General features: G+C 66.2%; 22 protein-coding genes. 12 read left to right on the forward strand and 10 right to left on the reverse strand.

Annotation, left to right across the window (positions count from 1 at the left end; translation table 11 throughout):
• Positions 1-283 precede the first annotated feature (283 nt).
• Entirely contained in the window at positions 284-2,494 is a 2,211-nt protein-coding gene (gene glyS / locus AC1DIN_RS06485; protein ID WP_476809110.1) for a glycine--tRNA ligase subunit beta, read from the reverse strand.
• Entirely contained in the window at positions 2,494-3,411 is a 918-nt protein-coding gene (locus AC1DIN_RS06490; RefSeq protein WP_476809383.1) for a glycine--tRNA ligase subunit alpha, read from the reverse strand. The genes glyS and AC1DIN_RS06490 overlap by 1 nt, the downstream gene beginning before the upstream one ends.
• A 255-nt stretch (positions 3,412-3,666) precedes the next feature.
• On the opposite strand from AC1DIN_RS06490, the gene AC1DIN_RS06495 reads away from it, so the two are divergent.
• The 3 genes from AC1DIN_RS06495 (at position 3,667) to AC1DIN_RS06505 (ending at position 4,789) form a co-directional block, all read left to right on the forward strand.
• On the forward strand, positions 3,667-3,936 hold the full coding sequence (locus AC1DIN_RS06495; RefSeq protein WP_476809111.1) for a hypothetical protein: 270 nt from the start codon (positions 3,667-3,669) through the stop codon (positions 3,934-3,936).
• A gap of 132 nt (positions 3,937-4,068) precedes the next feature.
• The gene (locus AC1DIN_RS06500) at positions 4,069-4,344 is read left to right on the forward strand and encodes a hypothetical protein (protein ID WP_476809112.1); all 276 of its coding nucleotides are present in this window, start codon (positions 4,069-4,071) and stop codon (positions 4,342-4,344) included.
• Between the two features lie 154 nt (positions 4,345-4,498).
• Entirely contained in the window at positions 4,499-4,789 is a 291-nt protein-coding gene (locus tag AC1DIN_RS06505) for a hypothetical protein (RefSeq protein ID WP_441468815.1), read from the forward strand.
• 65 nt (positions 4,790-4,854) lie between these two features.
• Here the strand turns inward: AC1DIN_RS06505 and AC1DIN_RS06510 are convergent, their stop codons facing one another.
• Together AC1DIN_RS06510 and AC1DIN_RS06515 are read right to left on the reverse strand one after the other, a co-directional pair.
• Positions 4,855-5,625 carry a tRNA1(Val) (adenine(37)-N6)-methyltransferase gene (locus tag AC1DIN_RS06510; RefSeq protein WP_476809113.1) on the reverse strand — a complete coding sequence of 257 codons (771 nt, stop codon included), beginning with the start codon at positions 5,623-5,625 and terminating at the stop codon, positions 4,855-4,857.
• A complete protein-coding gene (locus tag AC1DIN_RS06515; protein ID WP_476809114.1) occupies positions 5,618-5,842 on the reverse strand; it encodes a putative signal transducing protein in 225 nt (74 codons plus the stop codon). Before AC1DIN_RS06515 ends, AC1DIN_RS06510 begins: the two co-directional genes overlap by 8 nt.
• 140 nt (positions 5,843-5,982) lie before the next feature.
• Between AC1DIN_RS06515 and AC1DIN_RS06520 the strand changes: the two genes are divergently transcribed.
• A complete protein-coding gene (locus tag AC1DIN_RS06520; RefSeq protein ID WP_441468818.1) occupies positions 5,983-6,999 on the forward strand; it encodes a polyprenyl synthetase family protein in 1,017 nt (338 codons plus the stop codon).
• Between the two features lie 17 nt (positions 7,000-7,016).
• Here the strand turns inward: AC1DIN_RS06520 and AC1DIN_RS06525 are convergent, their stop codons facing one another.
• From AC1DIN_RS06525 to AC1DIN_RS06535, 3 genes are all read right to left on the reverse strand, one after another.
• The gene (locus tag AC1DIN_RS06525) at positions 7,017-7,886 is read right to left on the reverse strand and encodes a 4-(cytidine 5'-diphospho)-2-C-methyl-D-erythritol kinase (RefSeq protein WP_476809115.1); all 870 of its coding nucleotides are present in this window, start codon (positions 7,884-7,886) and stop codon (positions 7,017-7,019) included.
• A 36-nt stretch (positions 7,887-7,922) separates the two neighbouring features.
• Positions 7,923-9,689: a tetratricopeptide repeat protein gene (locus AC1DIN_RS06530; protein WP_476764898.1), complete on the reverse strand. Its 1,767-nt coding sequence runs from the start codon at positions 9,687-9,689 to the stop codon at positions 7,923-7,925.
• A 448-nt stretch (positions 9,690-10,137) separates the two neighbouring features.
• Positions 10,138-11,817, reverse strand: coding sequence for an electron transfer flavoprotein-ubiquinone oxidoreductase (locus tag AC1DIN_RS06535; protein ID WP_476809116.1), 1,680 nt, complete (start codon positions 11,815-11,817; stop codon positions 10,138-10,140).
• Between the two features lie 174 nt (positions 11,818-11,991).
• Between AC1DIN_RS06535 and AC1DIN_RS06540 the strand changes: the two genes are divergently transcribed.
• Positions 11,992-12,816, forward strand: coding sequence for a uracil-DNA glycosylase (locus AC1DIN_RS06540; RefSeq protein ID WP_476809117.1), 825 nt, complete (start codon positions 11,992-11,994; stop codon positions 12,814-12,816).
• Between the two features lie 265 nt (positions 12,817-13,081).
• On the opposite strand, the gene AC1DIN_RS06545 is transcribed toward AC1DIN_RS06540, so the two are convergent.
• Positions 13,082-14,830 carry an arylsulfatase gene (locus tag AC1DIN_RS06545; protein WP_476809118.1) on the reverse strand — a complete coding sequence of 583 codons (1,749 nt, stop codon included), beginning with the start codon at positions 14,828-14,830 and terminating at the stop codon, positions 13,082-13,084.
• A 689-nt stretch (positions 14,831-15,519) separates the two neighbouring features.
• On the opposite strand from AC1DIN_RS06545, the gene AC1DIN_RS06550 reads away from it, so the two are divergent.
• From AC1DIN_RS06550 to ypfJ, 4 genes are all read left to right on the forward strand, one after another.
• Entirely contained in the window at positions 15,520-16,845 is a 1,326-nt protein-coding gene (locus tag AC1DIN_RS06550; protein WP_476809119.1) for an MFS transporter, read from the forward strand.
• A 243-nt stretch (positions 16,846-17,088) separates the two neighbouring features.
• On the forward strand, positions 17,089-18,519 hold the full coding sequence (locus AC1DIN_RS06555; protein ID WP_476809120.1) for a cytochrome ubiquinol oxidase subunit I: 1,431 nt from the start codon (positions 17,089-17,091) through the stop codon (positions 18,517-18,519).
• Positions 18,520-18,531: 12 nt separating this feature from the next.
• Positions 18,532-19,536 (forward strand): cytochrome d ubiquinol oxidase subunit II, encoded by a 1,005-nt coding sequence (cydB, locus tag AC1DIN_RS06560; RefSeq protein ID WP_441468826.1) that lies wholly within the window; start codon positions 18,532-18,534, stop codon positions 19,534-19,536.
• A 106-nt stretch (positions 19,537-19,642) separates the two neighbouring features.
• Positions 19,643-20,530: a KPN_02809 family neutral zinc metallopeptidase gene (gene ypfJ / locus AC1DIN_RS06565; RefSeq protein WP_476809121.1), complete on the forward strand. Its 888-nt coding sequence runs from the start codon at positions 19,643-19,645 to the stop codon at positions 20,528-20,530.
• Positions 20,531-20,582: 52 nt separating this feature from the next.
• On the opposite strand, the gene AC1DIN_RS06570 is transcribed toward ypfJ, so the two are convergent.
• Positions 20,583-21,395 carry a universal stress protein gene (locus AC1DIN_RS06570; RefSeq protein WP_476809122.1) on the reverse strand — a complete coding sequence of 271 codons (813 nt, stop codon included), beginning with the start codon at positions 21,393-21,395 and terminating at the stop codon, positions 20,583-20,585.
• Positions 21,396-21,462: 67 nt separating this feature from the next.
• Entirely contained in the window at positions 21,463-21,948 is a 486-nt protein-coding gene (locus tag AC1DIN_RS06575) for a hypothetical protein (RefSeq protein WP_476809123.1), read from the reverse strand.
• Positions 21,949-22,072: 124 nt separating this feature from the next.
• On the opposite strand from AC1DIN_RS06575, the gene AC1DIN_RS06580 reads away from it, so the two are divergent.
• From AC1DIN_RS06580 to AC1DIN_RS06590, 3 genes are all read left to right on the forward strand, one after another.
• Positions 22,073-23,266, forward strand: coding sequence for a PA0069 family radical SAM protein (locus AC1DIN_RS06580; protein WP_441468830.1), 1,194 nt, complete (start codon positions 22,073-22,075; stop codon positions 23,264-23,266).
• A gap of 189 nt (positions 23,267-23,455) precedes the next feature.
• Positions 23,456-24,067, forward strand: coding sequence for a ribonuclease HII (locus AC1DIN_RS06585; RefSeq protein ID WP_441468831.1), 612 nt, complete (start codon positions 23,456-23,458; stop codon positions 24,065-24,067).
• Positions 24,068-24,393: 326 nt separating this feature from the next.
• Positions 24,394-25,596, forward strand: coding sequence for a DNA methyltransferase (locus AC1DIN_RS06590; protein WP_476809124.1), 1,203 nt, complete (start codon positions 24,394-24,396; stop codon positions 25,594-25,596).
• The last annotated feature ends 58 nt before the right edge of the window (positions 25,597-25,654 follow it).

The following is a 25,654-nucleotide window of genomic DNA, read 5'->3' on the forward strand; positions in this document are numbered from 1 at the left end:
GCCGACAGAACGTCGCAGGGTGGGAATAGGTTCCGGTTCGGGGTTTGCCGGCGAAGGGCCGGGCGGGCTCGCCAGGGTAGCGCCCACCGTCATGGTCGGGCTTGTCCCGACCATCCAGGTCTTCCTCCGTCGAAACCGTCAAGACGTGGATGCTCGCCACAAGGGCGAGCATGACGCGCGCCCGTCATTCTCGGGCGGAGCACAGCGTAGACCCGAGAATCTCAGGATCAGAAGGCGCTGGTTTCCGAGATGCTCGGGTCAAGCCCGAGCATGACGGCGGGCGTCAGCCCGCGATGCGATCGAAATCCGCGACCGCGCGGGTCGCCTGGCGGAGCTGGTTGAGCAGCTTCAGGCGGTTGGCGCGCTGGGCCGGATCGGGATCGTTGACCGTGACCTTGTCGAAGAAGGCATCGACGGCCGGGCGCAATTCGGCGAGCGCCGCCATGGCGCCCTCATAGTCCTCGGCGGCGACGGCGGCCTCGGCCTTCGGCGTCGCCTGCGCCAGCGCTACGGCGAGCGCCTTCTCCTCGATGAGGCCGGCGGCAGCGATGAGGTGCAGGTCCGGCGCGCCAGCAAAGGCGCCCTCCCCGTCCTTCTTCTCCTCGGCCTTGAGGATGTTGGCGGCGCGCTTGTAACCCGCAAGCAGATTCTTGCCGTCCTCGGTGTCGAGGAAGCGGCCGAGTGCATCGGCCGTCCGAATGATGATCGAAATTACTCTGACATTCGTCATGCCGGGAGTCATCGTCTCGCGCCGAATGCCCTGCCGCGAGACCGCATCAACCACGTCATGCGGAATGCCCCGATCGCGAAGCATGACCTTTAAACGTTCAACGATGAAGTCGATCAGATCGAAAGCAGCAACAGGTCCATCGACAGAAGGCCACTTGTCGAACAATCGTGTCAGAATCAGTTCAAGCTGAAGGCGATTGAGATTGTTCTCATCGCAAATTCGGCAAATACCCAACGCCGCTCGGCGTAATGCATAAGGGTCCTTGCTGCCGGTCGGCTTCTCGTCGATGGCCCAGAACCCGACGAGCGTATCGAGCTTGTCGGCGAGCGCCACGGCGACCGAAACCGGATCGGTCGGCACACGGTCCGACGGCCCGAGCGGCTTGTAATGCTCCTCGACCGCGGCGGCGACGAACGCATCCTCGCCCTGCAGCTCGGCATATTTCCGGCCCATCAGGCCCTGCAGCTCGGGGAACTCGCCGACCATCTCGGTCGGCAAATCGGCCTTGGCAAGCTTGGCGGCGCGCTCGGCCTTGTCGGGATCGGCATCGACGATCGGCGCCAACTCCCTCGCCAGCGCAGCGATACGCTGGACGCGCTCGCCTTGCGTACCGAGCTTGGCGTGGAAGACGACGCCGAGCTTGTCGAGCTTGGCCATGCGCTGGTCGAGCGGCTTGGTGAGATCGAGGCCGAGCTTTGCAGCGCTCTCTTCGAACGTGCCAAGGTCCGGCAGCGAACCACGGTCCGTCTGCCAGAAATAGGCGGCGTCCGAGAGACGCGCGCGCACGACGCGGCCGTTGCCGGCGGTGATTGCCGCGCCGCCGTCGCTGGCGAGGAGGTTCGAGACCAGGATGAAGCGGTTGGCGAGCGCGCCCGTCGCGGGATCGCGAAGCACGAAGCATTTCTGGTTGGCGCGGATGGTGGCGCGGATCGCCTCGCCGGGGATGTCGAGGAAGCGTTCCTCGAAGGAGCCCATCAGCACGACCGGCCATTCGACGAGGCCGGCGACCTCCTCCAGCAAGCCCTCGTCCTCGACGAGGTCGAGCCCCTGCGCGAAGGCGAGGTTGCGGGCGTCGGTGAGGATGATTTCCTTGCGCCGGTCAGCGTCGAGCACGACCTTCGCCTTCTCCAGCGAGGTCACATAGTCGTCGAGCCGCTTCACCGTGATCGATCCGGGCGCATGGAAGCGGTGGCCATAGGTGACGTTGCCCGAGACGATGCCGTCGACCTCGAAGGGCACGATTTCCGGGTCCTCGGTCTCGGCGCCGAAGGTGCAGAGGATCGAGTGCAGCGGACGCACCCAGCGCAGGCTGGCGCCGGCCGCCGAGGCCTTGCCCCAGCGCATCGATTTCGGCCAGGGGAAGGAGCGGATCACGGCCGGCACGATCTCGGCGATCGCCTGAACGGTCTCCTGCCCGGGCTTCTCGATGATGGCGACGTAGCTGTCGCCCTTCTTCGGATCGCTGACGATGGTTGCCTGATCGAGCGAGGTCAGCCCTGCCGCCTTGAGGAAGCCCTGCACGGCGGCATCGGGCGCGCCGACGCGCGGACCTTTTCGTTCCTCGCGCACGTCGCGGCCGCGCACGGGCAGGCCGGCGATGTGCAGCGTGAGGCGGCGCGGCGTCGCGAAGGCCTTGGCGCCCTCATAGACGAGACCGCGCTCGACCAGCGCGTCGGTGACGAGCTTCTTGAGGTCCTCGCCGGCCTTGCGCTGCATGCGCGCGGGAATTTCTTCCGAGAACAGTTCGAGCAGAAGATCGGGCATCACGCAGCTCCCCCGCCGGCGGTCTTCAGCCAGGCCGCGCCGCAGGCCTTGGCGAGTTCACGCACGCGCAGGATGTAGCTCTGCCGCTCGGTGACCGAGATCACGCCGCGCGCGTCGAGCAGGTTGAAGATGTGGCTCGCCTTGATGCACTGGTCATAGGCCGGCAGGGCGAGCTGGTGGCGAGGCTGGTTGGCGCCGGAACCCGGCTCGCCGGCGGCGAGCAGCGCCTTGCACTCGGCCTCCGCATCCGAGAAATGCCGAAACAGCATCTCGGTATTGGCGTGCTCGAAATTGTGCCGCGAATATTCCTGCTCGGCCTGCAGGAAGACGTCGCCATAGGAGATGCGGTCCTCGCCATCGAGGCCATTGAAGTTGAGGTCGTAGACGTTCTCGACGCCCTGAACATACATCGCCAGCCGCTCGAGCCCGTAGGTCAGTTCGCCCGCGACCGGCGCGCATTCGACGCCCGCGACCTGTTGAAAGTAAGTGAACTGGCTGACTTCCATGCCGTCGCACCAGCATTCCCAGCCGAGGCCCCAGGCGCCGAGCGTCGGGCTCTCCCAGTCGTCCTCGACGAAGCGCACGTCATGCAGGCCGAGATCGACGCCGATCGCCCTGAGCGAGTCGAGATAGAGCTGCTGCAGGTCCGGCGGCGACGGCTTCAGGATGACCTGGAACTGGTAGTAATGCTGCAGGCGGTTGGGGTTCTCGCCGTAACGACCATCCTTGGGGCGGCGCGAGGGCTGGACATAGGCCGCCTTCCATGGCTTCGGCCCGAGCGCGCGCAGCGTCGTCGCCGGATGGAAGGTGCCGGCGCCAACCTCCATGTCGTAGGGCTGGAGCACCACGCAACCTCGCTCGGCCCAGAAGCGCTGCAGCGTCAGCAACAGCCCCTGGAAGGAGCGGGTCGGGTCCATCGCCGGGGAGGAAGCCGGGATGGTGGAAAGCGAGTGTGGCGCGGGGGCGGACAAATGCCTGCAACCTTCCAATAACAAAGGAATGGCGGTGATTAGGGTTCGGGCCAGCCATGGTCAAGCGCGGGCCGGAACCGGAACCGGACAGATTTCGTTCATACCCGGTCTGCTAACCACGAGACGACCGCATGGTTCGCAATGTTCGGGGGCGAGCATTTGATGGCGGGCCAGCGGCTGGATTAACAAAGGAGTACGCCCATGTTGACAACCCGCATCATTGCCGCCGCCTTCGGCGCAGCAACCTTGCTCGGTGCCGCCATGAGCAGCGCCCCGGCCTCCGCAGCCCCGATTTCGGCCGGTTCGGCCCTGGGTGCGGGCGCCGAGACCGGTCTCGTCCAGCAGGCCTGGCACCGGGGTCGCCCGCATTACGGCCCGGGCCGCCCGCATGCTCGTCGCTGCTGGACCGAAACCCGCCGCGTCTGGAACGGCCACCGCTGGATCGTGCGCCAGCACCGCATCTGCCGCTAAGCCGGCCACCCGCCTCGATGAAGGCAAGCTGAACGGCGCGGTTTCGCGCCGTTCAGGTGAAACGGCCCAAGTTCCTTTCAGGGACGACAAGTCGTCCATCGGCACGGCCGATGGCTATCGATGGAGAACACGATGTTCCGGACAACGCTTCTCGCGGCTGCCGTGACAGGCGCGCTTGGCGGCTTCGCCATGATGGCCGCCCCGGTCTCGGCCGCTCCGATCGCAGCTCCGGCCGGGCAGACTGCGCAAGCCGGCCAGGGCCTGATCGAGCAGGCTCAATACTACTATCGCGGCCCGCGCCGCTATTATGGCCCGCGCCCCTACTACCGTCCGCGCTGTTTCTGGTCGGAACGCCGCGTGTGGAACGGCTGGCGCTGGGTGATCCGCCCTGTACGGGTCTGCCGCTGAGGCTGACGCATTGCGGCCATGATTGGCCGCTCAATGAAGGCTGGCTGAACGGCGCGGTTTCGCGCCGTTCAGGTTAAGGGGGATAGTTTCCCCTCCCATGGACGGCGTTGGTCACCGCAAGCCATGACCGCCGACGCCATCGCAGGAGGATATCATGTTCAAGACGATGCTTCTCTCCGCCGTGACGGTCGGCACGCTGGGCGTTGCAGCCCTGAGCGCCGCCCCGGCCTCCGCCGCGCCGGTCGCGGCTGCGCCGCTGGTCGATGCTGCCGGCGGCATGGTGCAGCAGGCCCAGTACTATTACGGCCCGCGCCGCTATTACGGCCCGCCGCGCCCATATTACGGCCCGCGCTACTACGGCCCGCGCCGCTACTATGGTCCGCGCTACTACGCCCCGCCGCCGCCTCCGCCGCTCTTCGCGCCGCCGCCGCGCTACTACTGGTAAGCCGCCAGGTTACCGCTATCGCATCGGATTCTTCCGAAAAGTGGATTCCACTTTTCGGTCCGATGCTACAGGCGCGCCTGCCCGCGATGCACGGCCTCGCTCTCCGCCGTGAAGCGGCCGTCGAGCCCATTGATCACGAAGGCCGGCAACAGCTCTGCCGGCCTTCTGCTGTTCAGCACCGCCGTGACGACAACCCGAATCGCCGGCCTGTCGGCGACGCCATGGACGGGCCGGATCGTGACAGCGCCGAAGCCTGAGCCCAGGCCCGCAAGCAGATCCGGCAGCGCCTCGGCCCGATGGATGATCGCGAGCAGGCCGCCGGGCTTCAGTGCCCGCCGCGCGGCACGCAGCCAGGGCTCGAGATCGCCCTCCGCCACATGAGCCGCCCGGCGGTTGGGCGTCGGCGAGGCGCGCGTTCCACCCTGCGGATAGAAGGGCGGGTTCATCGCGACCGCATCGAAGGAAGCCGGCTTCAGGCCCGCCGATTCCAGTTCCGCCGCCGGCGCGGTGACATCGGCCGCGATGACAATCCCGCGACCGGCCATGCCGTTCAGCGCGATGTTCTGCCTCGCCAAGGTCGCCAGTTCGGGATCGCGCTCCAGCAATGTGACGCGCAAGGCAGGGCGCAACAGCGCAGCGGCGAGCCCCACCGTCCCTACGCCCGCACCGATATCGAGGAGCGTTGCGCGATCGAGCTCGGGCAGCGCCGCCGCGAGCAGGATGGCGTCGGTGCCGGCGCGGTGGCCCTTGCGCGGCTGGTAGAGGCGAAGCCGGCCGTCGAGCAGCCGATCCTCGACGATTTCGCCCAACGCAAGCGGTGTTTTCACCTCACTCATCGCGCAGCTCGGCTCCGTAACCGGCTTCGATCAGAAGAGCCCGCGCCCGGCGCTTGTCCGCCGCGCGCACGAGGAGCCGGCGTGGAAAGGCGCCGGTCATGCCCTCCAGGGCGCTCATATGCTGGTCCGCGATCAGGCAATCCAGCCCGGCTGATCCCAGCAGGGCCTCGACGGCGCCGAGCAGGATGAGGTCGTTGGTGCGCATGAGTTCGTGCATCGCCCCATGGAGCCCGACCCGCCCCCTTCGCGCAAGCTGCGGCGTCGCGACGGTTTGCAGGGGGCTGGCGTCCCATGCAACGGTTGTGGCATGGCTGCGGGGCGTCGCCCTGGCGCGAGAATCTGATCCGGAGTGCTTCAGTGGGTGTCGTCGTCTCCCTCGAGGAACGGGAATCGAATCAGGCGAGCATCGAGCCGCTAGTCGCGCTGGCGCGCGCCGACATGGAGCGGGTCAATGCGATGATCCTGTCGCGCACCGGCTCAGAGGTCACGATGATCCCGGAGGTCGCGAACCATCTGATCTCCTCGGGCGGCAAGCGCCTGCGGCCGATGCTGACGCTCGCCATGGCCGATCTCTGCGGCTACCGGGGCGAAGGCCACGTCAAGCTCGCGGCGTCCGTCGAGTTCATGCACACCGCGACATTGCTGCATGACGACGTCGTCGACGAGAGCGACATGCGCCGCGGCAAGCTCGCCGCGCGCATGCTCTGGGGCAACGAGGCGAGCGTGCTCGTCGGCGATTTCCTGCTCGGCCAGGCCTTCAAGATGATGGTCGAGGTCGGCTCTCTCAGGGCGCTCGACATTCTCTCCACGGCCGCGGCGGTGATCGCCGAGGGCGAGGTTCTGCAGCTCTCCGTCGCCAAGAACACCGAGACGACAGAGGACGAGTATCTCTCGGTCATCCGCGGCAAGACGGCGGAGCTCTTCGCCGCCGCCTGCGAGGTCGGCCCGGTGATCGCCAATTCCTCAAAGGCGGACGCCGCCGCCTGCCGAAGCTACGGGCTCAATCTCGGCATCGCCTTCCAGCTCATCGACGACGCGCTGGACTATGGCGGCGTCGCGGCGAAGCTCGGCAAGAACACCGGCGACGATTTCCGCGAGGGCAAAATCACCCTGCCCGTCGTGCTCTCCTTCCGCCGCGGCGACGAGGCGGAGCGCGCCTTCTGGAAGCGCACCCTTCAGGACGGCGAAATTCGCGACGGCGATCTGGAAGAAGCGCAAGCGATCATGCGTCGGCACAAGGCGCTGGACGACACCATCGCGCGCGCCGAACACTATGCCCGCATGGCCAAGGATGCGCTCGGCCTGTTCCCGGCCTCGCCGATGAAGCAGGCGCTCAACGCCGCCGTCGATTTCTGCGTGGCGCGGGCACACTGAAGCCGCGCCGGCGCGGCTCAACGCAGCAGCGTCGGCTTCACCCACCAGTCCGGACGAGCCTTCGCCAGCGCGCGGGCAGCCTCGGCGCTGGCCGAGCAATCGTCGAACAGCGCAAAGCAGGTCGCGCCCGACCCGGACATGCGCGCAAGCCGGCAGCCCGACAAGCCGGCCAGCCGCTCCACCACCTCGTCGATCGCCGGTGCGACACGCCGGGCCGCCTCCGCCAGATCGTTCTGGGAGGCGGCGAGCGCCTCGAAGAACTCGCCTCTCGGCACCGAATCAGGCGCGGTACGCGAGACCGTCATTTTTTGCCCCGGCTCCAGCCCCAGGGTGCGAAAGACCGCGACCGTCTCGACTGCCACGCCTGGATTGGCCAGCACGGCGAAAAGCGGCGGCAGGTGCAGCACCGGCCCGAGCCGCTCGCCGACGCCGGCCATCAGCCGCGCCCGCGAATCAAGGCAGACCGGCACGTCGGCGCCGACTTTCGCGGCGACGCCCAGCAGAGCCTGATCGGTTTGAGCAATGCCGTTCAGGCGTGCGACCAGACGCAACGCCGCGGCCGCGTCAGCCGAACCGCCACCGATTCCCGAAGCGACGGGCAGTCGCTTGACGAGATGGAAGCGCCCCAGACGCAGGCCGGGACGGACTATCGCGAGCGCCCGCGCAGCACGCAGGACGAGGTTGTCGTCCTCGGCAGACAGCCCCGCCGCGCGCGGACCGGCGAGGGACAGAGAGAGCGGCGCATCCGGCTCCAGCGTCAGCTCATCCCCGACCCCGGCGAAGGCCACCAGGCTTTCGAGCTCGTGATAGCCGTCCTCGCGCCGGCCCAGGACCCGCAGGTCGAGATTGACCTTGGCGCGCGCGCGCGTCGTCAGCGGTAGAGCCACGGCCGCTCCCGGTTCAGCCCCGCGCGGTGATCAGCGTCAGCCGCCGTCCTTCTTGGCCTCGTCGACCACATTGGCCGAAGGATCTTCCAGCCCGCGCTCGATCTTCCGCTGGATCTTCTCGAGATCCTCGGGCTCGGGCTTGAGATCGCGGGCATGGTTCCACTGATACTTCGCCTCGAGCTGGCGGCCCGTGCGCCAATAGACATCGCCGAGATGGTCGTTGATCACCGGGTCCGAGGGGCGCAGCTCAGCCGCGCGCTCGATCTCGCGAGCGGCATCCTCGTAACGGCCGAGCCGGTAATAGGCCCAGCCGAGCGAGTCGATGATGTAACCGTCGCGTGGGCGCAACTCGACGGCGCGGCGCAGCATGCTGAGCCCCTCGTCGAGCTTGAGGTGCTTGTCGACCAGCGAATAGCCGAGATAGTTCAGCACCAGCGCGCGCTCGCGGCCGAGCGGATCGGGCAGCAATTCCAGCGCCTTGCGCAGATCGGCCTCGGCCTCCGGCCACCGGTTGATACGTTCCCGGGCGATGCCGCGGAAATAGTAGAGATCCCAGTTGGCGCGGCCGGGCGAGGCGAGCTTGTCGATGGCCTTGTCGTAGGCGGCGGCCGCCTCGGCGAACTGCTTGCGCGAGCGATAGATATTGCCCAGCGCGGCGAGCGCGTCGACATCATCAGGCCGTTCCGCGATGACCTTCTGCAGATGCTTCACGGCCTCGTCGGGCTTGCCAAGGTTCTCCAGCGCGAGGCCCGCCTGGATCTCGGCGTTCGAGCGCAGCGGCGAGGAGGCCGGCATCTTGTCATAGACCGCGACCGCATCCTCGGGCTGGCGAGCCCGCTCGAGGATGTCGCCCAGCGTCAGGATGGCGAGGTCATGACCGGGATCCAGATAGATCGCCATGCGCAGGTAGAGGAGAGCAGCGGCCTCGTCGCCCTGGCGATTGCCGGCGCTGGCGAGCCCGTAGAGCACCTCGGCCGCGCCCTGCTGCGGCGTCTGGATCTGGCGCGGCGGCGCCTCCTTCTTCGACACCAGCGACATGCCTTCGCGGATGATCGGGTGGTTGGGCAGCAGCCGGTCGAAATCGGCATAGGTCGCAGCCGCGCCGGCATAATCGCCGCTGCGGGCCTGGAAGCGCGCCCAGAGATCAACGAGGCGCAACGTGGTCTTCTCGGCGTCGTAGGCGGCCTTCAGCCGCTTTTCGGCCTCCGCCTTGCGCCCGGCGGCGTCGAGAATCAGGCCGGCATGATAGTCGCGGAAGAGGTTGTAGGAGGGCTCGCCCTTCAGACGCTCCAGTGTCTCGATGGCGCGTTTGGAGTTGCCGGATCCAAGATAGGACCAGGCGGAAAGCAGCGTGGCCGTGATGTCGGCCGCCCGGCCGCGACCGCCGCGCTGGAGATGATTGCGGGCGGTCTGGTAGCTCTTCTGCTTGATCGAGCGGATGCCGATGACAAGCTGCGCCAGGCCATTGCTCGGATCCTGCTGGATCAGCTTGTCGGCGGCGCGGAAGGCGTCAGGCATGGCGCCGTCGGCGAGAAAGGCGACGAAAGCGCGCTCCAGCAACTCGCTGTTGCGCGGGTCTTCCCGCACGGCTTCGCGCAGATAAACCGAGGCCGCGCCGAGATCGCGCGAGGCGCCCGCCACGATGGCGGCGAGATAATTCCCTTCGAGGCTGTCGGCCGGCTCCAGCGAATCAGACGAACGCGGCGCGGTCGCTCCCTGGGCCGCGGCGGCCACCGGTAGAACCATCAACAACGACAAGGCAGCAGCCGTACCGGAGGCACGCACCTTCTTCAGAAATGTCACGACTGCTCTTCTCCCTCGGTCCGCCGCCCAATGCTCCGGGCGCTCATTCGGCGGACCGTGATGGCTCGCGTAGGCCGCCAAGATGGCGGTTTCCGGGCGAGCCGGCAAGCGGGGCTCAGCGCGAATGCGGCGGCTTCGTAGCGGCGGCGCAACAGTCCCAACGAACCCGTTTTCCCCGCAGGGTTCAGCGAGAAAACATTGGTCATCGGCAAAGGATATCGATTCTATATTTCGTCTGCTCGCAGTGCACGCAGCAACATTATTGGGATCGTTCCAATGAAGAAGATTGTTCTGAGCTTTGCCGCAGTCACTCTTCTCGCCGGCTTCGCCAAGGACGAGCCGAAGCCGACGGCTCCGGTCGTGCGCAATGGCTGACAGCCTTTTCCAAAAGACTAAAGGGCGCGCCTCCCGGCGCGCCTTTTTTCGTAGGATTGGCTGAGTCAGCCGATCACATATTCGCGTAGCCGGGCCCGCCGCCGCCTTCCGGCACCGTCCAGGTGATGTTCTGGGCCGGGTCCTTGATGTCGCAGGTCTTGCAGTGGACGCAGTTCTGCGCGTTGATCACGAAGCGCGGATTGCTCTTCGTCTCGGCATTCTCGTAGACGACCTCGTATACGCCCGCCGGGCAGTAGAGCCGCGCCGGCTCGCCGTAAACAGGCAGGTTCTTCCCGATCGGGATCGAGGGGTCGGTGAGCTTCAGATGCGCCGGCTGATCCTCCTCGTGAGTGGTCGAGGAGAGGAAGACCGAGGACAGCTTGTCGAAGGAGATCTTGCCGTCCGGCTTCGGATAGGTGATCGGCTCGACCTCGGCGAGCGGCTTCAGCGTCGCGTAGTCCGGCTTACCGTGCTTCAGCGTGCCGAAGGGCGACCAGCCGAAGAGCTGGTTCAGCCACATGTCGATGCCGCCGAGCCCGATGCCGACCAGCGTGCCGAACTTCGACCAGAGCGGCTTGACGTTGCGGACGAGCCTCAGGTCCTTGCCGATGGCGCTGTCGCGCCAGCTCGTCTCGATCTCGACGACCTCGTCATGGCTGCGGCCGGCCTGCAGCGCCGGGACAAGCTTCTCCGCAGCAAGCATGCCGGAGAGCACGGCGTTGTGGCTGCCCTTGATGCGGGGAACGTTGACGAAGCCCGCCGCGCAGCCGATCAGCGCGCCGCCCGGGAAGGTCAGCTTCGGCACCGACTGGAAGCCGCCCTCGGTGATGGCGCGCGAGCCATAGGCGATGCGCTTGCCGCCCTCGAAGGTGTCGCGGATCAGCGGGTGGGTCTTGAAGCGCTGGAATTCGTCGAAGGGCGAGAGCGTCGGATTCTGATAGTTCAAATGCACGACGAAGCCGACGGAAACCAGATTGTCGTCGAAATGGTAGAGGAAAGAGCCACCGCCGGTGCTGTTGTCGAGCGGCCAGCCGAAGGAGTGCTGGACGCGGCCCTTGTGGAACTTCTCCGGCTTGACCTGCCAGAGCTCCTTGAGGCCGATGCCGTATTTCTGCGGCTCGCGGCCGGCGTCCAAATCGAACTTCTTGATCGCGATCTTTGAAAGCGAGCCGCGTGCGCCCTCGCCCAGCAACGTATAGCGGCCGCGCAATTCCATGCCGCGGGTGAAGCGCTCGGAGACTGTGCCGTCCTTGGCGATGCCCATGTCACCGGTGGCGATGCCGGCGACCGAGCCGTCCTCGTTGTAGAGCAGTTCCGCGGCAGCGAAGCCCGGATAGATCTCGACGCCCAGCGCCTCGGCGCGGGCGGCCAGGAACTTCGCCACCAGCCCGAGCGAGCCGACGAAGTTGCCGTGATTGTTCATCAGCGAGGGCATGCCGAAATTCGGCAGGCGGATGCCGTTCGGCTGGGTGAGGAAATAGAAGACGTCTTCCTTGACCTCTGTGGTCAGGGGGCGGTCGGGATCGTCGCGCCAATCCGGCACGAGGCGGTCGAGGCCGATCGGATCGATGACGGCGCCGGAGAGAATGTGAGCGCCGACCTCGGCTCCCTTCTCGACCACGACGACCGAGATGTTCTCGTCGAGCTGCTTCAGCCGGATCGCAGCCGCCAGACCCGCAGGGCCCGCGCCGACGATGACKACGTCATAGTCCATGCTCTCGCGCGGTTCGCTCTGCGCTTCCTTGAGATCCATCCTGCCCTCCGCCTTGGCAACCCGCATCGCGCGATTAGTTTATATATGAACTGTTTCGCCGACTCGTTCAACGCTCGGCTTCCATCCAGTCTGGAACCCCTCTATCCAAGCGCCCGTTCCATTTTGCAACTGCGTTGGCTCGCGAAGCGGCTTTGCAGCGTATAGGATGCGCGGATGAGCCTGTCCGATACAGTCGGCCCCGACGCGCCAGACCCTTACGAGCTTTTGAGCTGGTACGCCGAGATGGGCGTGACCGAGGCGCTCGACGAGACGCCGCGCAATCATTTTGCCGAACCGACACTCTCCGCCGGCGCCGGCCAGCCGCGCCTGCGCCCCCTGCCGGGCCGACCGGCCGCCCCTGCCCGGCCGATCGCGGCGGCAGCCACCGCGCCTGACGACGCGACAGTCAGCGCTCGTGCGCTCGCCCGCGAGGCACGCACGCTCGACGAGTTGAAGGAAGCGCTCGCCAAGTTCGAAGGCTGCGCCCTGAAGGCGACGGCCAAGAACCTCGTCTTCGCAGACGGCAACCCGGAAGGCCGGGTGATGATGGTCGGCGAAGCCCCCGGCGCCGACGAGGATCGGCTCGGCTTCCCCTTCGTCGGCCGTTCCGGCCAATTGCTCGACCGGATGCTGGCGGCGATCGGGCTCAGCCGCCAGAACGACGTCTACATCGCCAACCTCCTGCCCTGGCGGCCGCCGGGCAACCGCACGCCGACGCCGCAGGAGGTCGCGATCTGCCTGCCCTTCATCCAGCGCCAGATCGAGCTCGCCGACCCCGACATCCTGGTCTGCGTCGGCGGCCCCTCCGCGCAGGGGCTGCTCGGCTTCAGCGGCATCCTGCGCTCGCGCGGACAATGGGTGGAGTACGACACCGGCTCCCGGCGCATCCGCGCCATCGCGACGCTGCACCCGGCCTATCTGCTGCGGCAGCCGCTGCAGAAGCGCCTCGCCTGGCGCGATCTGCGCGCCCTCAAGGCCGCGCTTGCGGCAGGCTCCTAGAACCGAAGCCAGGCCTCCAGATGGCGGTGGTGGGCGGGCAAGCGGAAATCTCGTCTCGGTTCTGCTTCGAACCGTCAGTGATCAGCAGCGGCCCCCGAGCCCATAGTCCTGCCGCGGCTGCTGGTTTGCCGGTGGGGCGAGATCCTCAGCGGCCATCCCTAAACATCGCGCGTGTTCTGGATGACCTCGCACAGACTGGCGGACGGCCCTGTCCGAGCCGCCCGCCGCGATGAGCCTCACTTCCTGCAGTCTGCCATGGCCATCCTTACTTGGCCATCGCCGCTTGGGCGGCCTGGATTTTCGCCTTCACGGCATCAAGATTGAAGCTTGCGCCCTTCTGCATCGGCGGGAACTCGATCGCCGTCATGGCCAGCTTCTCGACCTGGTCCTGCACGAATACGAAGCGCCAGAATTCGTATTTGAACCACTGGAAGTATTCCTGCGATCCGGACTTGGTACCGTTTTCCGGCCAGCCCGTGCGCTCGAACGGATCGAGGCGAAGGTTGGTCAGATAGGGCACGTCCGCCTTGGTCTTGTCGCCGAGCCAGCCGTCGGGCTGGTCGATGAAACGATACTTGTAGTCGCCGATACGCACCGCTCCGAGCTCGCTTTCCCCGAAGTACCAGATCTCGTTTCGGTTCGACGGGCCCTTGCCGGTGATCAGATCCATCTGATTGTAGCCGTCCAGATAGACCTTGTAGGTGCGGTCACCGATTTGCTTACCCTTTTTCAGCTCCTCGGCGATGTTCGGGTTGCCGGCCGCGGCCAGCAATGTCGGGAACCAGTCGAGCCCGGAGACGATGCCGTTCTCGACCTTGCCCGCCGGCACCTTGCCTGGCCAACGGATCATCGCCGGTGCACGGAACCCGCCTTCCATGATCGTGCCCTTGCTCTGCGCAAATGGCGTCTGTCCACCGTCCGGCCAGGTGAACGCCTCGGTGCCGTTGTCGGTGGTGAAGATGACGATGGTGTTGTCATCCACGCCCATGTCCTTGAGCTTCTTCATCACCAGGCCGACGTCGTCGTCGAGCTGAGCCATACCGGCTTCGTGAATGCTCCAGCCGTTGGTCGAGTTCCGCATCGCCTCGTATTTGGGCGACAGGTGCGTGACGATGTGCATGCGCGTCGGATTGAGCCAGAGGAAGAACGGCTTGTTGTCCGCCTTGGCCTTGTCGAGGAACCTGAAGGAAAGGTCGCGGATTTCGTCATCCACGGTTTCCATGCGCTTCGGGCACAGTTCGCCCGCGTCCGCGATCGACTGCTTGCCGACCTTGCCCCAACGCGGATCGACCGTCGGGTCGTCGTTGGTCGTCGCGAACGTGTGAAGCATGTTGCGAGGGCCGACCTGCGACCTGAGGTTCTGCGGGTAGTTCGGATGGCAGGGGTCTTCCATCGCATCGAGGTGATAGAGATAGCCGAAGAACTCGTCGAAGCCGTGCACCGTCGGCAGAAATTCGTTCTTGTCGCCAAGGTGGTTCTTGCCGAACTGGCCGGTGGCGTAGCCCATGCCCTTAAGCGCGGTGGCGATCGTCACGGCTTGGGCAGGCAAGCCGATGGGTGCTCCCGCTTGTCCCACCGTGGTCATCCCGGTGCGGATCGGCAGCTCGCCGGTGATGAAGTTGGCGCGTCCGGCCGTGCAGCTCGCCTCGGCATAGTAGTCGGTGAACAGCATGCCCTCGGCAGCAAGCTTGTCGAGATTCGGCGTGCGGCCCGCCATCATGCCGCGGTGGTATGCGCCGATGTTCCAGATGCCGATGTCGTCGCCCATGATGACGACGATGTTGGGCCGTTGCTGCTGCGCGGGCGGCTGAGCAGGCGCTTGCGCGATTGCCGGGCCGGCCAAGGCCAGCGATATCAGCGCTGCCGTGCCGAGCAGCGCGGCGCTGGATCGCGCGCGCCAACCGTTCAATGCTTGTTGCAGGCCTTCTCGAGTGGTCGTCGGTATTCCGTTCGGTTCACAACTAGACACCATGTGACCCTCCAATACTTGGCAGACCCCATTCCCCAAAGACATGCGCGAGCGACTTCTCGCCGAATGCGGCGAGACCGATTTCGTCGTACGAAATTAATCGGTTAGCTAACGCAAGCAGTATTGGCCTGCGGACCCGTCGGAAGGCTTCAACATTTCAGGCATAAAAAATTGAACGGATGCTTCAGACCACCTTTGATGCTATCCCAGCTCGCACGCTCGTGGCCAGCATAATCTCAGGAAATCTCGATGCAGAACGGAATTGAAAGATGCGAGATGACGGCCGCCGAGTCGCACTTGCAGTCGCGGCGCCCGGACCGGGCCTGCCAAACCAGCGATCACCAAGCGTCCTGAGCGGGATCAGAGGCCGTTAGCGACGATGGGCAGGCCGGAATGGCGCGGAGAGCATTGGAAACCGGCCATCTCCAGGCGACCGCTTTACCTTAAGGCATCCCCGGTGTGAATGCCTCAAGACCGCAACCACCGCCGCGTCATCGGGAACGAAAGCGAAGCAACCCGGAAGGGCTCGCGCCGTAGCCCCTGGATTGCTTCGCGTTGACGCTGCTCGCAATGCCGGTGGCCTCCGCCGGGAATCACGGGACGGTCGATCAACTTGAAGCGATTGCCCAACCGCCAGCGCTTGAGAAAATGGCCATTTCCGACAATTTGCGATATAATATTGTTTGATTTTGCAGCGGCCTGCGCAGCGGACCGTCGATGCTTGGAGGCTGACCATGGCAGCCATCGATTTTGGCGTCGGCACGTTGTCCGAAGAAGAGCATGGCAGGCAACTTCGACGTGCCATCGTCGCAAGCACGATCGGGACCGCGATCGAATGGTATGATTTCTTCCTCTACAGCACGGTGACCGGCCTGGTCTTCGCCCGGCTGTTCTTCCCGCGATCGGAGCCGCTCGTCGGCACGCTGGAGGCCTTCGCCATCTATGCGGTCGGTTTTCTCGCCCGGCCAGTCGGCGCGGCGATCTTCGGCCATTATGGCGATCGCGTCGGCCGCAAATCGACGCTCATCGCCACGCTCATGCTGATGGGAATCGCGACCTTCCTCGTCGGACTCGTCCCGACCTACGAGAGCATCGGCATCTGGGGCGCAATCATCCTGACGGTGTTGCGCTTCGTCCAGGGCGTCGGGGTCGGCGGCGAATGGGGCGGTTCCGTACTGCTCTCGATGGAATGGGCGCGGACATCCAACCATCGCGGCTTCATCGCGTCCTGGCCGCAGTTCGGCGTGCCTTGCGGCCTCTTCCTCGCCAATCTCGCGGTCCTCGCCTTCAGCTGGCTCTCCGGCGATCAATTCCTGACCTGGGGCTGGCGGGTTCCATTCCTGCTGAGCCTCGTGCTCGTCGCGATCGGCCTCTGGATCCGGCTCGGCATCATGGAAACGCCGATATTCCGCAGGCTCGTCGCCGAAAACAAGGTCGAGCGCGCGCCGATGCTGGAGGTGGTTCGGCGCCAGCCCAGGGAGATTCTGCTCTGCGCGCTCCTGCGCATGGCGGAGCAGGCGCCCTTCTACATCTTCACCGCCTTCGTCTTCGCCTATGGCGTCGGGACACTGAAGGTCTCGCGCGACTTTCTGCTCATCGCCGTGCTGGCGGGCTCGATCCTGTCGTTCGTTTCGATCCCACTCTTCGGTCACATCTCCGATCTGATCGGACGCAGGCGCATGTATATGATCGGCGCCGCAGCTACCGGCGCCTTCGGCTTCATCTATTTCGGGATGCTGAATACCGGCTCGGCGGCGATGATCTTCCTCGCCATCGTCATCTCGCTCGTGCCGCATGACATGATGTATGGACCGCAGGCGGCGCTGATCGCGGAATCCTTCACCGGGCGCCTGCGCTATAGCGGCGCCTCGCTCGGCTACCAGCTCGCCTCGGTGATCGCCGGCGGCCCGGCTCCGCTCATCGCCGCCTGGCTGTACGCCAAGTATGGGACGGCCTATGCGATCTCGTTCTACATCCTCGCCTGCGCCGTGCTCAGCCTGATCGCGACGGCGCTGATGACGGACTACACCGGCAAGGATATCGAGGGCGAATACGAGTAGCGCGAGGTCCCGCAGGGGCGAGAGGGGCATTCCGTTTCGAGCAAGCGGGCGCGGAGCTTGGCGCCCATCCATCACCGGCGGAGGCTGTGGATTTTCTGCCCCTGCGACAACGCGGCCCGGCGCCTGCGACATTGCCGCGCCTCGCCGGGGTTCGAATTTGACTAATCTGGGCAAGAGCGACGATGCTGCCTCAGAAGAGTCGTTTCGAGCCGCCCCAAGGCGGCAGCCGGCCGGAGCCTTGCGATGGAACTCGACGCTTTTCTGCTTTCGCGCATTCAATTCGCCTTCACCGTTTCCTTCCACATCGTTTTTCCCGCCTTCACCATCGGGCTTTCCGCCTATATCGCGACGCTGCTCGGCCTCTGGCTGAAGACGGGCGATCAGAAGTTCCACCTGCTCGCCCGGTTCTGGACCAAGATCTTCGCGGTCTCCTTCGCGATGGGCGTGGTCTCGGGCATCGTGCTGTCCTACCAGTTCGGCACCAACTGGAGCCGGTTCTCGACCGCGGTCGGCAATGTCGTGGGGCCGCTGATCGGCTACGAGGTGCTCTCGGCCTTCTTCCTGGAAGCCTCCTTCCTCGGCGTGATGCTGTTCGGCTGGAAGCGGGTGCCGCCCTGGCTGCACTTCACCTCGGCGCTGATCGTCGCGGGCGGCACGGCACTCTCGGGCTTCTGGATCCTCTCGGCCAATAGCTGGATGCAGTATCCGGCTGGACACGAGGTGCGCGACGGCATCGCCTATCCGGTCGACTGGGTGAAGATCGTCTTCAATCCGACATTCCCGCTGCGCTTCGCCCATATGATGACCGCGGCCTATCTGACGACCGCCTTCGTCGTGCTGGCGACCGGCGCACGTCATCTGCTCGCCGGGCACCGCACCGAATCGGCCAAGACGATGGTGCGGATGGCGATCCTGATGATCGCGCTGACCGCGCCGCTGCAGGCGGTGATCGGCGATTTCCACGGCCGCGACACCGCGACCTACCAGCCGGCGAAGCTGGCCGCGATCGAGGCGCACTGGGATTCCTCGAAGCCCGGCGCTCTCGTGCTCTTCGCCTGGCCCGACGAGAAGGCCGAACTCAACCGGTTCGAGATCTCGATCCCCGGCGTCGCCAGCCTCGTCACCCATGGCAGCATGAACGCGCTCTTCCCGAGCCTGAAGGATTTCGCCGTGCAGGACCGGCCGCCGGTCCTGATCCCCTTCTTCGCCTTCCGCTCGATGGTGGGCATCGGCATGCTGATGATCCTGTTCGGCTGGATCGGCGCCTGGCTCTGGCGCAAGGGCACGGTGTTCGAATCGCGGCGCTGGCTCTGGATCGCGCAGTATTCCTGGCCCGCCGGCTTCCTCGCCATCCTGTCGGGCTGGTTCGTCACCGAGGTCGGCCGCCAGCCCTGGCTGGCGACGGGCATCATCCGCTCGGCCGATGCCGTCTCGCCGGTCACGGCGACGCAGGTCGCGATCTCGCTCATCCTGTTCGTCTGCGTCTATTCGGTGGTGTTCACGGCCGGCATCCTCCTGATCAACCGCCTGATCGACAAGGGACCGGACGAAATCGGCGGCGCGGATGCTCCCGAGCAGCCCTCGAAACGCACGCTCAAGGCCGTGCAGGTGGAGGCCGCCACGATTTTCGGCGACGGCCGCCCCAGCGACGACAAGATCCAGCCGGCGATCTGAGGAGCCACGACGATGGAATGGTATCTTCCGGTCATCTGGGCCGTGCTGATCGGCACCGCCGTGATGCTCTACGTCGTGCTCGACGGCTTCGACCTCGGCATCGCCATCCTGTTCCCGACGACGAAGGACGAAGGCGAGCGCGACCAGATGATGAACTCGGTCGCCCCGTTCTGGGACGGCAACGAGACCTGGCTGGTACTGGGCGGCGGCGGCCTCTGGGTCGCCTTCCCGCAGGCCTATGCCATCATCATGCCGGCCTTCTACATCCCGATCACGCTGATGCTGCTGGCGCTGATCTTCCGCGGCGTCGCCTTCGAATTCCGCTGGGTCGCCAAGCCGCACCATCGGCGCTGGGACTTTGCCTTCTGGCTGGGCTCGACCGTCGCCGCCTTCTCGCAGGGCCTTGTGCTCGGCGGGCTGATTCAGGGCGTCACCGTCAAGAACGGCCAGTTCGCCGGCGGCCCGCTCGACTGGCTGACGCCCTTCACGGTGATGTGCGGCGCCGGTGTGATCGTCGGCTACGCCCTGCTCGGCGCGACCTGGCTGCTCTACAAGACCGACGGCCCGGTCGCCGAACGGGCGCGGCGGCAGGCGAAGACATTGCTGCTGGGATTGCTGGCCTTCGCGGTGCTGGTCTCCCTGTGGACGCCCTATGCGCATCCGCGCATCGCCGAGCGCTGGTTCACCCCGGCCAATCTCGTCTGGCTCTGGCCCTTCCCTGTGCTGACGGCGCTCTGCGGATACCTGGCCTGGCGGCGGCTCCATGGCGCGCATGAGTTCACGCCCTTCGCGCTGACGGTCGCGATTTTCCTGCTCTGCTTCCTGGGGCTGTCGATCTCGAACTTCCCCTATCTGGTTCCGCCCGGCGTCACGATCTGGGATGCGGCGGCGGCGCCCTCCTCCCATATCTTCGTGCTGATCGGCGTCTCGTTCCTGCTGCCGATGATCCTGTTCTACACCGCCTTCGTGTACTGGACCTTCCGCGGCAAGGTCAGGGCCGACAGCGGCTATCACTAGGCAAGCCGGAGGCCGTCAGGCTTCGTTCAGCCGGAACCTGCAATGACGGCTTGAGTTCCCAGCATCTCCCGGCGAGATTGCGGGGAGTTTCGTCGAGGAACCGTCCATGCAGTGGGAAGATTATCGCCAGTCCGAGAATCTCGAGGACCGGCGCGGCGGCGGTGGCGGCGGCGGCTTCGCCGGCATGCCCGGCGGGCGCGGCGGCATCGGCATCGGCACAATGGTCGTGCTCGGCCTGCTCGGCTGGGCGCTCGGCATCGATCCGCGCCTGCTGATCGGCGGCGCCGAGATGATTGGTGGCATCGGAGGACGCGAACAGACGCAGGAAACCCGCCGCTCCTCCGGCCCACCGCAGGACGAGATGGGCCGCTTCGTCTCGGCCGTGCTGGCGCAGAACGAGGACGTTTGGACGAAGATCCTGCCGCAGCAGGCCAATATCCGCTACCAGGCGCCGCGGCTCGTGCTGTTCTCCGGCGTCGACCGCTCCGGCTGCGGCACCGCGCAATCGGCGATGGGACCGTTCTACTGCCCCGTGGACAAAAAGGTCTATCTCGACACCTCCTTCTTCCAGGAGATGCAGCGCAAGCTCGGCGGCGGCGGCGACTTCGCCTATGCCTATGTGATCGGCCATGAGGTCGGCCACCACATCCAGAACCTGCTCGGCATCCTGCCCAAGGCGAATCAGCTGCGCGAGCGCTCGTCCGAGCGCGACGCCAACGCCATCTCGGTGCGGATCGAGCTGCAGGCGGACTGCTTCGCCGGCGTCTGGGCACACAACATCCAGGCCATGGGCCGCCTCGACCAGGGCGATATCGAGGAGGCGATCCGCACCGCCTCCGCGATCGGCGACGACAAGCTGCAGAGGGCAGCGCAGGGCGTGGTCGTGCCGGATTCCTTCACCCACGGCTCCTCGGCCCAGCGGACGAAGTGGTTCAACACCGGCTTCCAGTCGGGCTCGATGCAGAGCTGCGACACCTTCCGCAACCCGGTATAGGCATCCTCGCACGGCCTGCCCGAATCCGAGCCCGGCTAGCTCATATTGATGATCAGGCGCCGGGCGCGATCAGGATGTCGGCCCGGACCGTGCCCAAGATCGTTTCGGCGGTGCTGCCGATCACCGTTTCGGAAAAGCCGCCCTGGCCGTAGCGGCCGGCGACGACCAATTGCGCCCCGGCCGCGGCGCGGCAGCGCTCGATGGCCGCAGTGGCATTACCTTCGACGACCTGCGTATCGAGGCGTGCGCTGAGGCTCGCCGGAAGCTTTGCCGCGTCGAGGAAGGCCGTCATCCCGGCCTCGGCCTCAGCCCGCAGGAAATCGCCCTTGCCTTGGAAATTGGTCCTGGGGCCGGGGCCGGGATAGGCATGGACCAGAAGCAGGCGCGCCTGCGGGAAGAGCTCCGCCGCCGCCAGCAGAGCCCGGCGCGAGCCCTCCGAGAAATCCGTGCCGACGACGATCGCCCCGTAAGGGCGGTCGGCGCGCCGGCGGACGATCAGCACCGGAACAGCCGCCCTGCGAACGATATAGTCAACGGCGGTGCCCACCACGTAGTCGCGGACGTCGTTGTAGCGCGCCACGCCGGTCACGATCAGCCCGCTGCCACGCTCGGCGGCCAGTTCTGCCAGGACATCCGGCAATGAGCCGCTGCGAACCAGCAGTTCCGCTTCGCCCGCCGCCAACGGCAGCTCGTCCCGCCACGCCGCCATCGCAACGACTGAACCGGCCTGCTCCGCTGCACTCACGACATGCAGGATCGCAAGTTTCGCATGCCATTCCCGCGCCAGCAGCAGCGCGCGATCCGCCGCCCTGTCGGTGCGCGAGGAAAGATCGCTCGCCAGAAGAATCTCGCTCGGTATCGTCATGTCAGCCTCCCGACAGCTCCAGCCTAGGAGGAGTCCGACGCGATGTCATGCCGGCCCGGCCATCGCCCTACCCGGCCCGCTCGCGCCACACCGGCAACCGTTGCGGCGCCTGGTCGAGGCGCCCTTCCAGGACCATCGCCTTGGGCAGCACGAGCCCGGACCGGAGCCTGAGCCCGGCAAAGGACAGCGCGACGCGCTCGAGCAGCGCGTCGCGGGCGGCGTGCAGCGGTATCAGGGCCGGCACCTCCGGCGTGACGAGTAGATGGCGCTCGACCACCAGCGCCCAATGTGCCTGTGGCACGTCGCCGGCCTCGAACAGCACGAGCCGGTCGCCGCGCGCCACAGAGGCTCCGCCCTGCCAGGCCTCGGCCGGGCCGATGCGCAGATAGCAGGCGCCGGTCGTGTCGGCGACGCGCTCGAAATCGGGAGCGCCCACTGTGTCGACGATCACCGCATGGCCGAGCAAGCCTTCCGCCACCGCCGGGATCAGCACGGCCAGCGTGGCGGCGAGAGCTCGCGGGGAACCATCGGCGCGGATCACGGCTGTGAGCATACGCAATGTTCTATGCCGCAGCGCAGCACGTCGCAATGCAGCTCTTGCCTTTTGTTCCTGTTATGTTCACTCTATCTGAGACCAGAGCGTGCCGATTCCCGGCACATGAACCGGTTCGAAAGCCATGCCCCAGGCCAGACCCACAGAAAGGCCCTATCCCGCGGCCCAGCCGCTGCGCCGGCACGACAGGGAGCCGACCGTCTCAGCGCCGGTCGTCGCGCCGGCCGATCCGCTCGCCTATGCCGGTCATCGCATCGACCCGGAGCGGCGGCGCGGACGCGGCGCCACGGTCAATCCCGGCGGGCGCTACGAAGCGGAGCAGCGCGTCACCGAAGATGACGGCTGGGGCTCTCTGGAAGAGCTGCCGCCGTTCAAGACCGAGATCGCCTACGAGAAGGCGCGCAGCATCATCACGCGCAACGACTCGCCGGACATCTCCTTCGACCGCTCGATCAATCCCTATCGCGGCTGCGAGCATGGCTGCGTCTACTGTTTCGCGCGGCCGACTCATGCCTATCTCGGGCTCTCGCCCGGCCTCGACTTCGAGAGCAAGCTGACGGCGAAGCCCGATGCCGCGGCATTGCTGGAGAAGGAGCTTTGCTCCCCCTCCTACCAGCCGCGCACCATCGCCATCGGCACCAACACCGATGCCTATCAGCCGATCGAGAAGAAGCTCAGGATCATGCGCCAGATCCTGGAGGTGCTCTCGAAGTTCAACCACCCGGTCGGCATCGTCACCAAATCGGCGCTGGTCCAGCGCGACATCGATATCCTTGCGCCGATGGCGGAGAAGGGGCTGGTCAAGGTCGCGATCTCGGTGACGACACTCGATCCGAAGACGGCGCGGGGCATGGAGCCGCGTGCCGCTTCGCCGCCCAAGCGGCTCGAGACGATCCGCAAGCTGTCCGAGGCCGGCATCCCGGTGACGGTGCTGGTCGCGCCCATCGTGCCGGCGATCAACGAGCACGAGATCGAGCGCATCCTCGACGCTGCCAAGGCGGCGGGCGCACAGGAGGCCGGCTATGTACTGCTGCGGCTGCCGCTCGAAGTGCGCGACATCGTGCAGGAATGGCTGCTGGCGCACCATCCCGACAAGCTCAGGCATGTGATGTCGCTGATCCGCTCGACGCGCGGCGGCAAGGACTACGATTCGCAATGGGGTCAGCGCATGGTCGGCTCCGGCCCCTATGCCTGGATGATCGGGCGGCGCTTCGAGCTGGCGGCCGAGCGCATCGGCTTCAACACCGCGCGCCGGCGGCTGCGGACGGACCTGTTCGTGAAGCCCGAGAAGGAGAAGGCGCAGCTGAGCCTGTTTTGAATGGACACGCGCGGAGGTCGTCCCGGGCGCAGCGAAGCGTGGACCAGCGATCGATACCGGAGCCCCTCTTATTAAAGGCTCGGGCATGGATCCCGGATCGGCGCCGCCCAGGGCGGCTTGTCCGGGATGACGGTGGAGGAGGACGACAGCGGTCTAGCTCGAAACGGCACTCTGTTGCATAAGCCCGCCATGCCCGCTGATTTCAGCCGCGAGACACACGCCATCGCCAACAGCCTCTGGCCACTGGCCGGCATCGATGAGGTTGGGCGCGGGCCGCTTGCCGGCCCGGTCGTGGCCGCCGCCGTCATCCTCGATCCGGCCCGCGTGCCGCATGGCCTCGACGATTCGAAGAAGCTGCCGGCGCCGATCCGCGAGGAACTCTTCGGCGAGATCATGGAGCGAGCGCTCGCCGTAGCCGTCGCCAGCGCCACGGCTGTCGAGATCGACGCGCTCAATATCCGCCAGGCGACGCTGCTGGCGATGCGCCGGGCGGTGGCCGCTCTGCCGCTCGCGCCGCTGCATGTGCTGGTCGACGGCAACGATCCGCCGCAGCTGAGCTGCGGCTGCGAGGCGATTATTCAGGGGGATGGCGCCGTGGCCTCCATCGCGGCTGCCTCGATCGTCGCCAAGGTTACGCGCGATCGGATGATGGCGCGGCTGTGTCGGCGCTATCCTGCCTATGGCTTTTCGGGCCATGTCGGTTATGCGACGCCGCAGCATCGCAAGGCCATCGCCGAACACGGCCCCTGCCCCGAGCATCGCTATTCCTTCGCTCCCGTGAAGGGCGTCTGGTTCCGGTAGGGTTCTGGCGGTCTCCGCCGTCATTGCGAACGTCGCGAAGCCATCCAGGGGACTGGGTTCAACGGCCCACCCACTCCACCTGGATTGCTTCGTCGCTCTCGCTCCTCGCAATGACGGGAGCGGCGACCGTCGTCCCACGCCCTCGGCACCTGCCCCAAGGACAGGTCCAGACGTTAATTGCCGTTAGGAATTTCCCTTCATCTCCAATGATGTAGGCAAAATCTGCAGCCCCAAAACGGGACGCATTTTTTTCAAAGCGGAAACCCGGCCTTTACCCTGTCCGGCCAATATCGCGCTCGTTGAAGTTGCGTAACGGTCTTGGCGTCATGGGTATCTCGCGTACCGGGACCGCCAGCGCTCCCGTCCGGATTCAGGTTTCGCGTACCGGACGGCCAGCGCTGGGGGCTCGGATGAAGGCCAGGAGCCTTCCCGAACAAATCGGCGTTCCGCAGGAACTGCCGCTCGATCAGATCCTCGTCGGCGACTGCGTCGCGGCGATGAACGCCTTGCCGCCGGCGAGCGTCGACCTGATCTTCGCCGATCCACCCTACAACCTCCAGCTCGGTGGCGATCTGCGCCGGCCCGACGACAGCCTCGTCGACGCCGTCGACGACGACTGGGACAAGTTCGCCTCCTTCTCGGACTACGATCGCTTCACCCGCGACTGGCTGTCGGCCGCACGCCGCATCCTGAAGCCGGACGGGGCGCTGTGGGTGATCGGCAGCTATCACAACATCTTCCGCGTCGGCGCGACGCTGCAGGATCTCGGCTTCTGGATGCTGAACGACATCGTCTGGCGCAAAGCCAATCCGATGCCGAACTTCCGTGGCAGGCGCTTCACCAATGCGCATGAGACGCTGATCTGGGCGGCCCGCGGCGAAAGCTCGAAATACACTTTCCACTACGAGGCATTGAAGGGCGGCAATGACGACCTGCAGATGCGCTCGGACTGGTATCTGCCGCTCTGCACCGGCGAGGAACGGCTGAAGGACGACAACGGCGCCAAGGTCCATCCGACGCAGAAACCGGAAGCCCTGCTCGCTCGCGTGTTGCTCTCGGCCTCGAATCCCGGCGACGTGATCCTGGATCCGTTCTTCGGCACCGGCACGACGGGCGCCGTCGCCAAGGCGCTCGGCCGCCGCTTCATCGGCCTCGAGCGCGACGCGACCTATGCCAAGGCGGCGCGCGAGCGCATCGCCGCGGTGACGCCGCTGGCACCGGAGGCCTTCTCCACCGCGCCCTCCAAGCGCAGCGAGCCGCGCGTGCCGTTCCTCAGCCTGGTCGAAGCCGGGCTGGTGAAGGCCGGCGAGACGGTCCATGATGAGAAGCGGCGCTACAAGGCCGTGATACGCGCCGACGGCACGCTGATCCTCGGCCCGGCAGTCGGCTCGATCCACAAGGTCGGCGCGCTTGCCCAGGGCTTGCCGGCCTGCAACGGCTGGACCTTCTGGCATGTCGAGCGCGAGGGCGGACTGACCGTGCTCGATGCGCTTCGCGGCGAGATCAGGGCGCAGATGGCCGCGGCCTGAGCGCCCTTCGGCCATAACTCCACCCCTGCAATCATTCGTTCGGAGGATGCGTGCGCCG

It is taken from the genome of Allobosea sp. 05T438 (assembly GCF_056396025.1).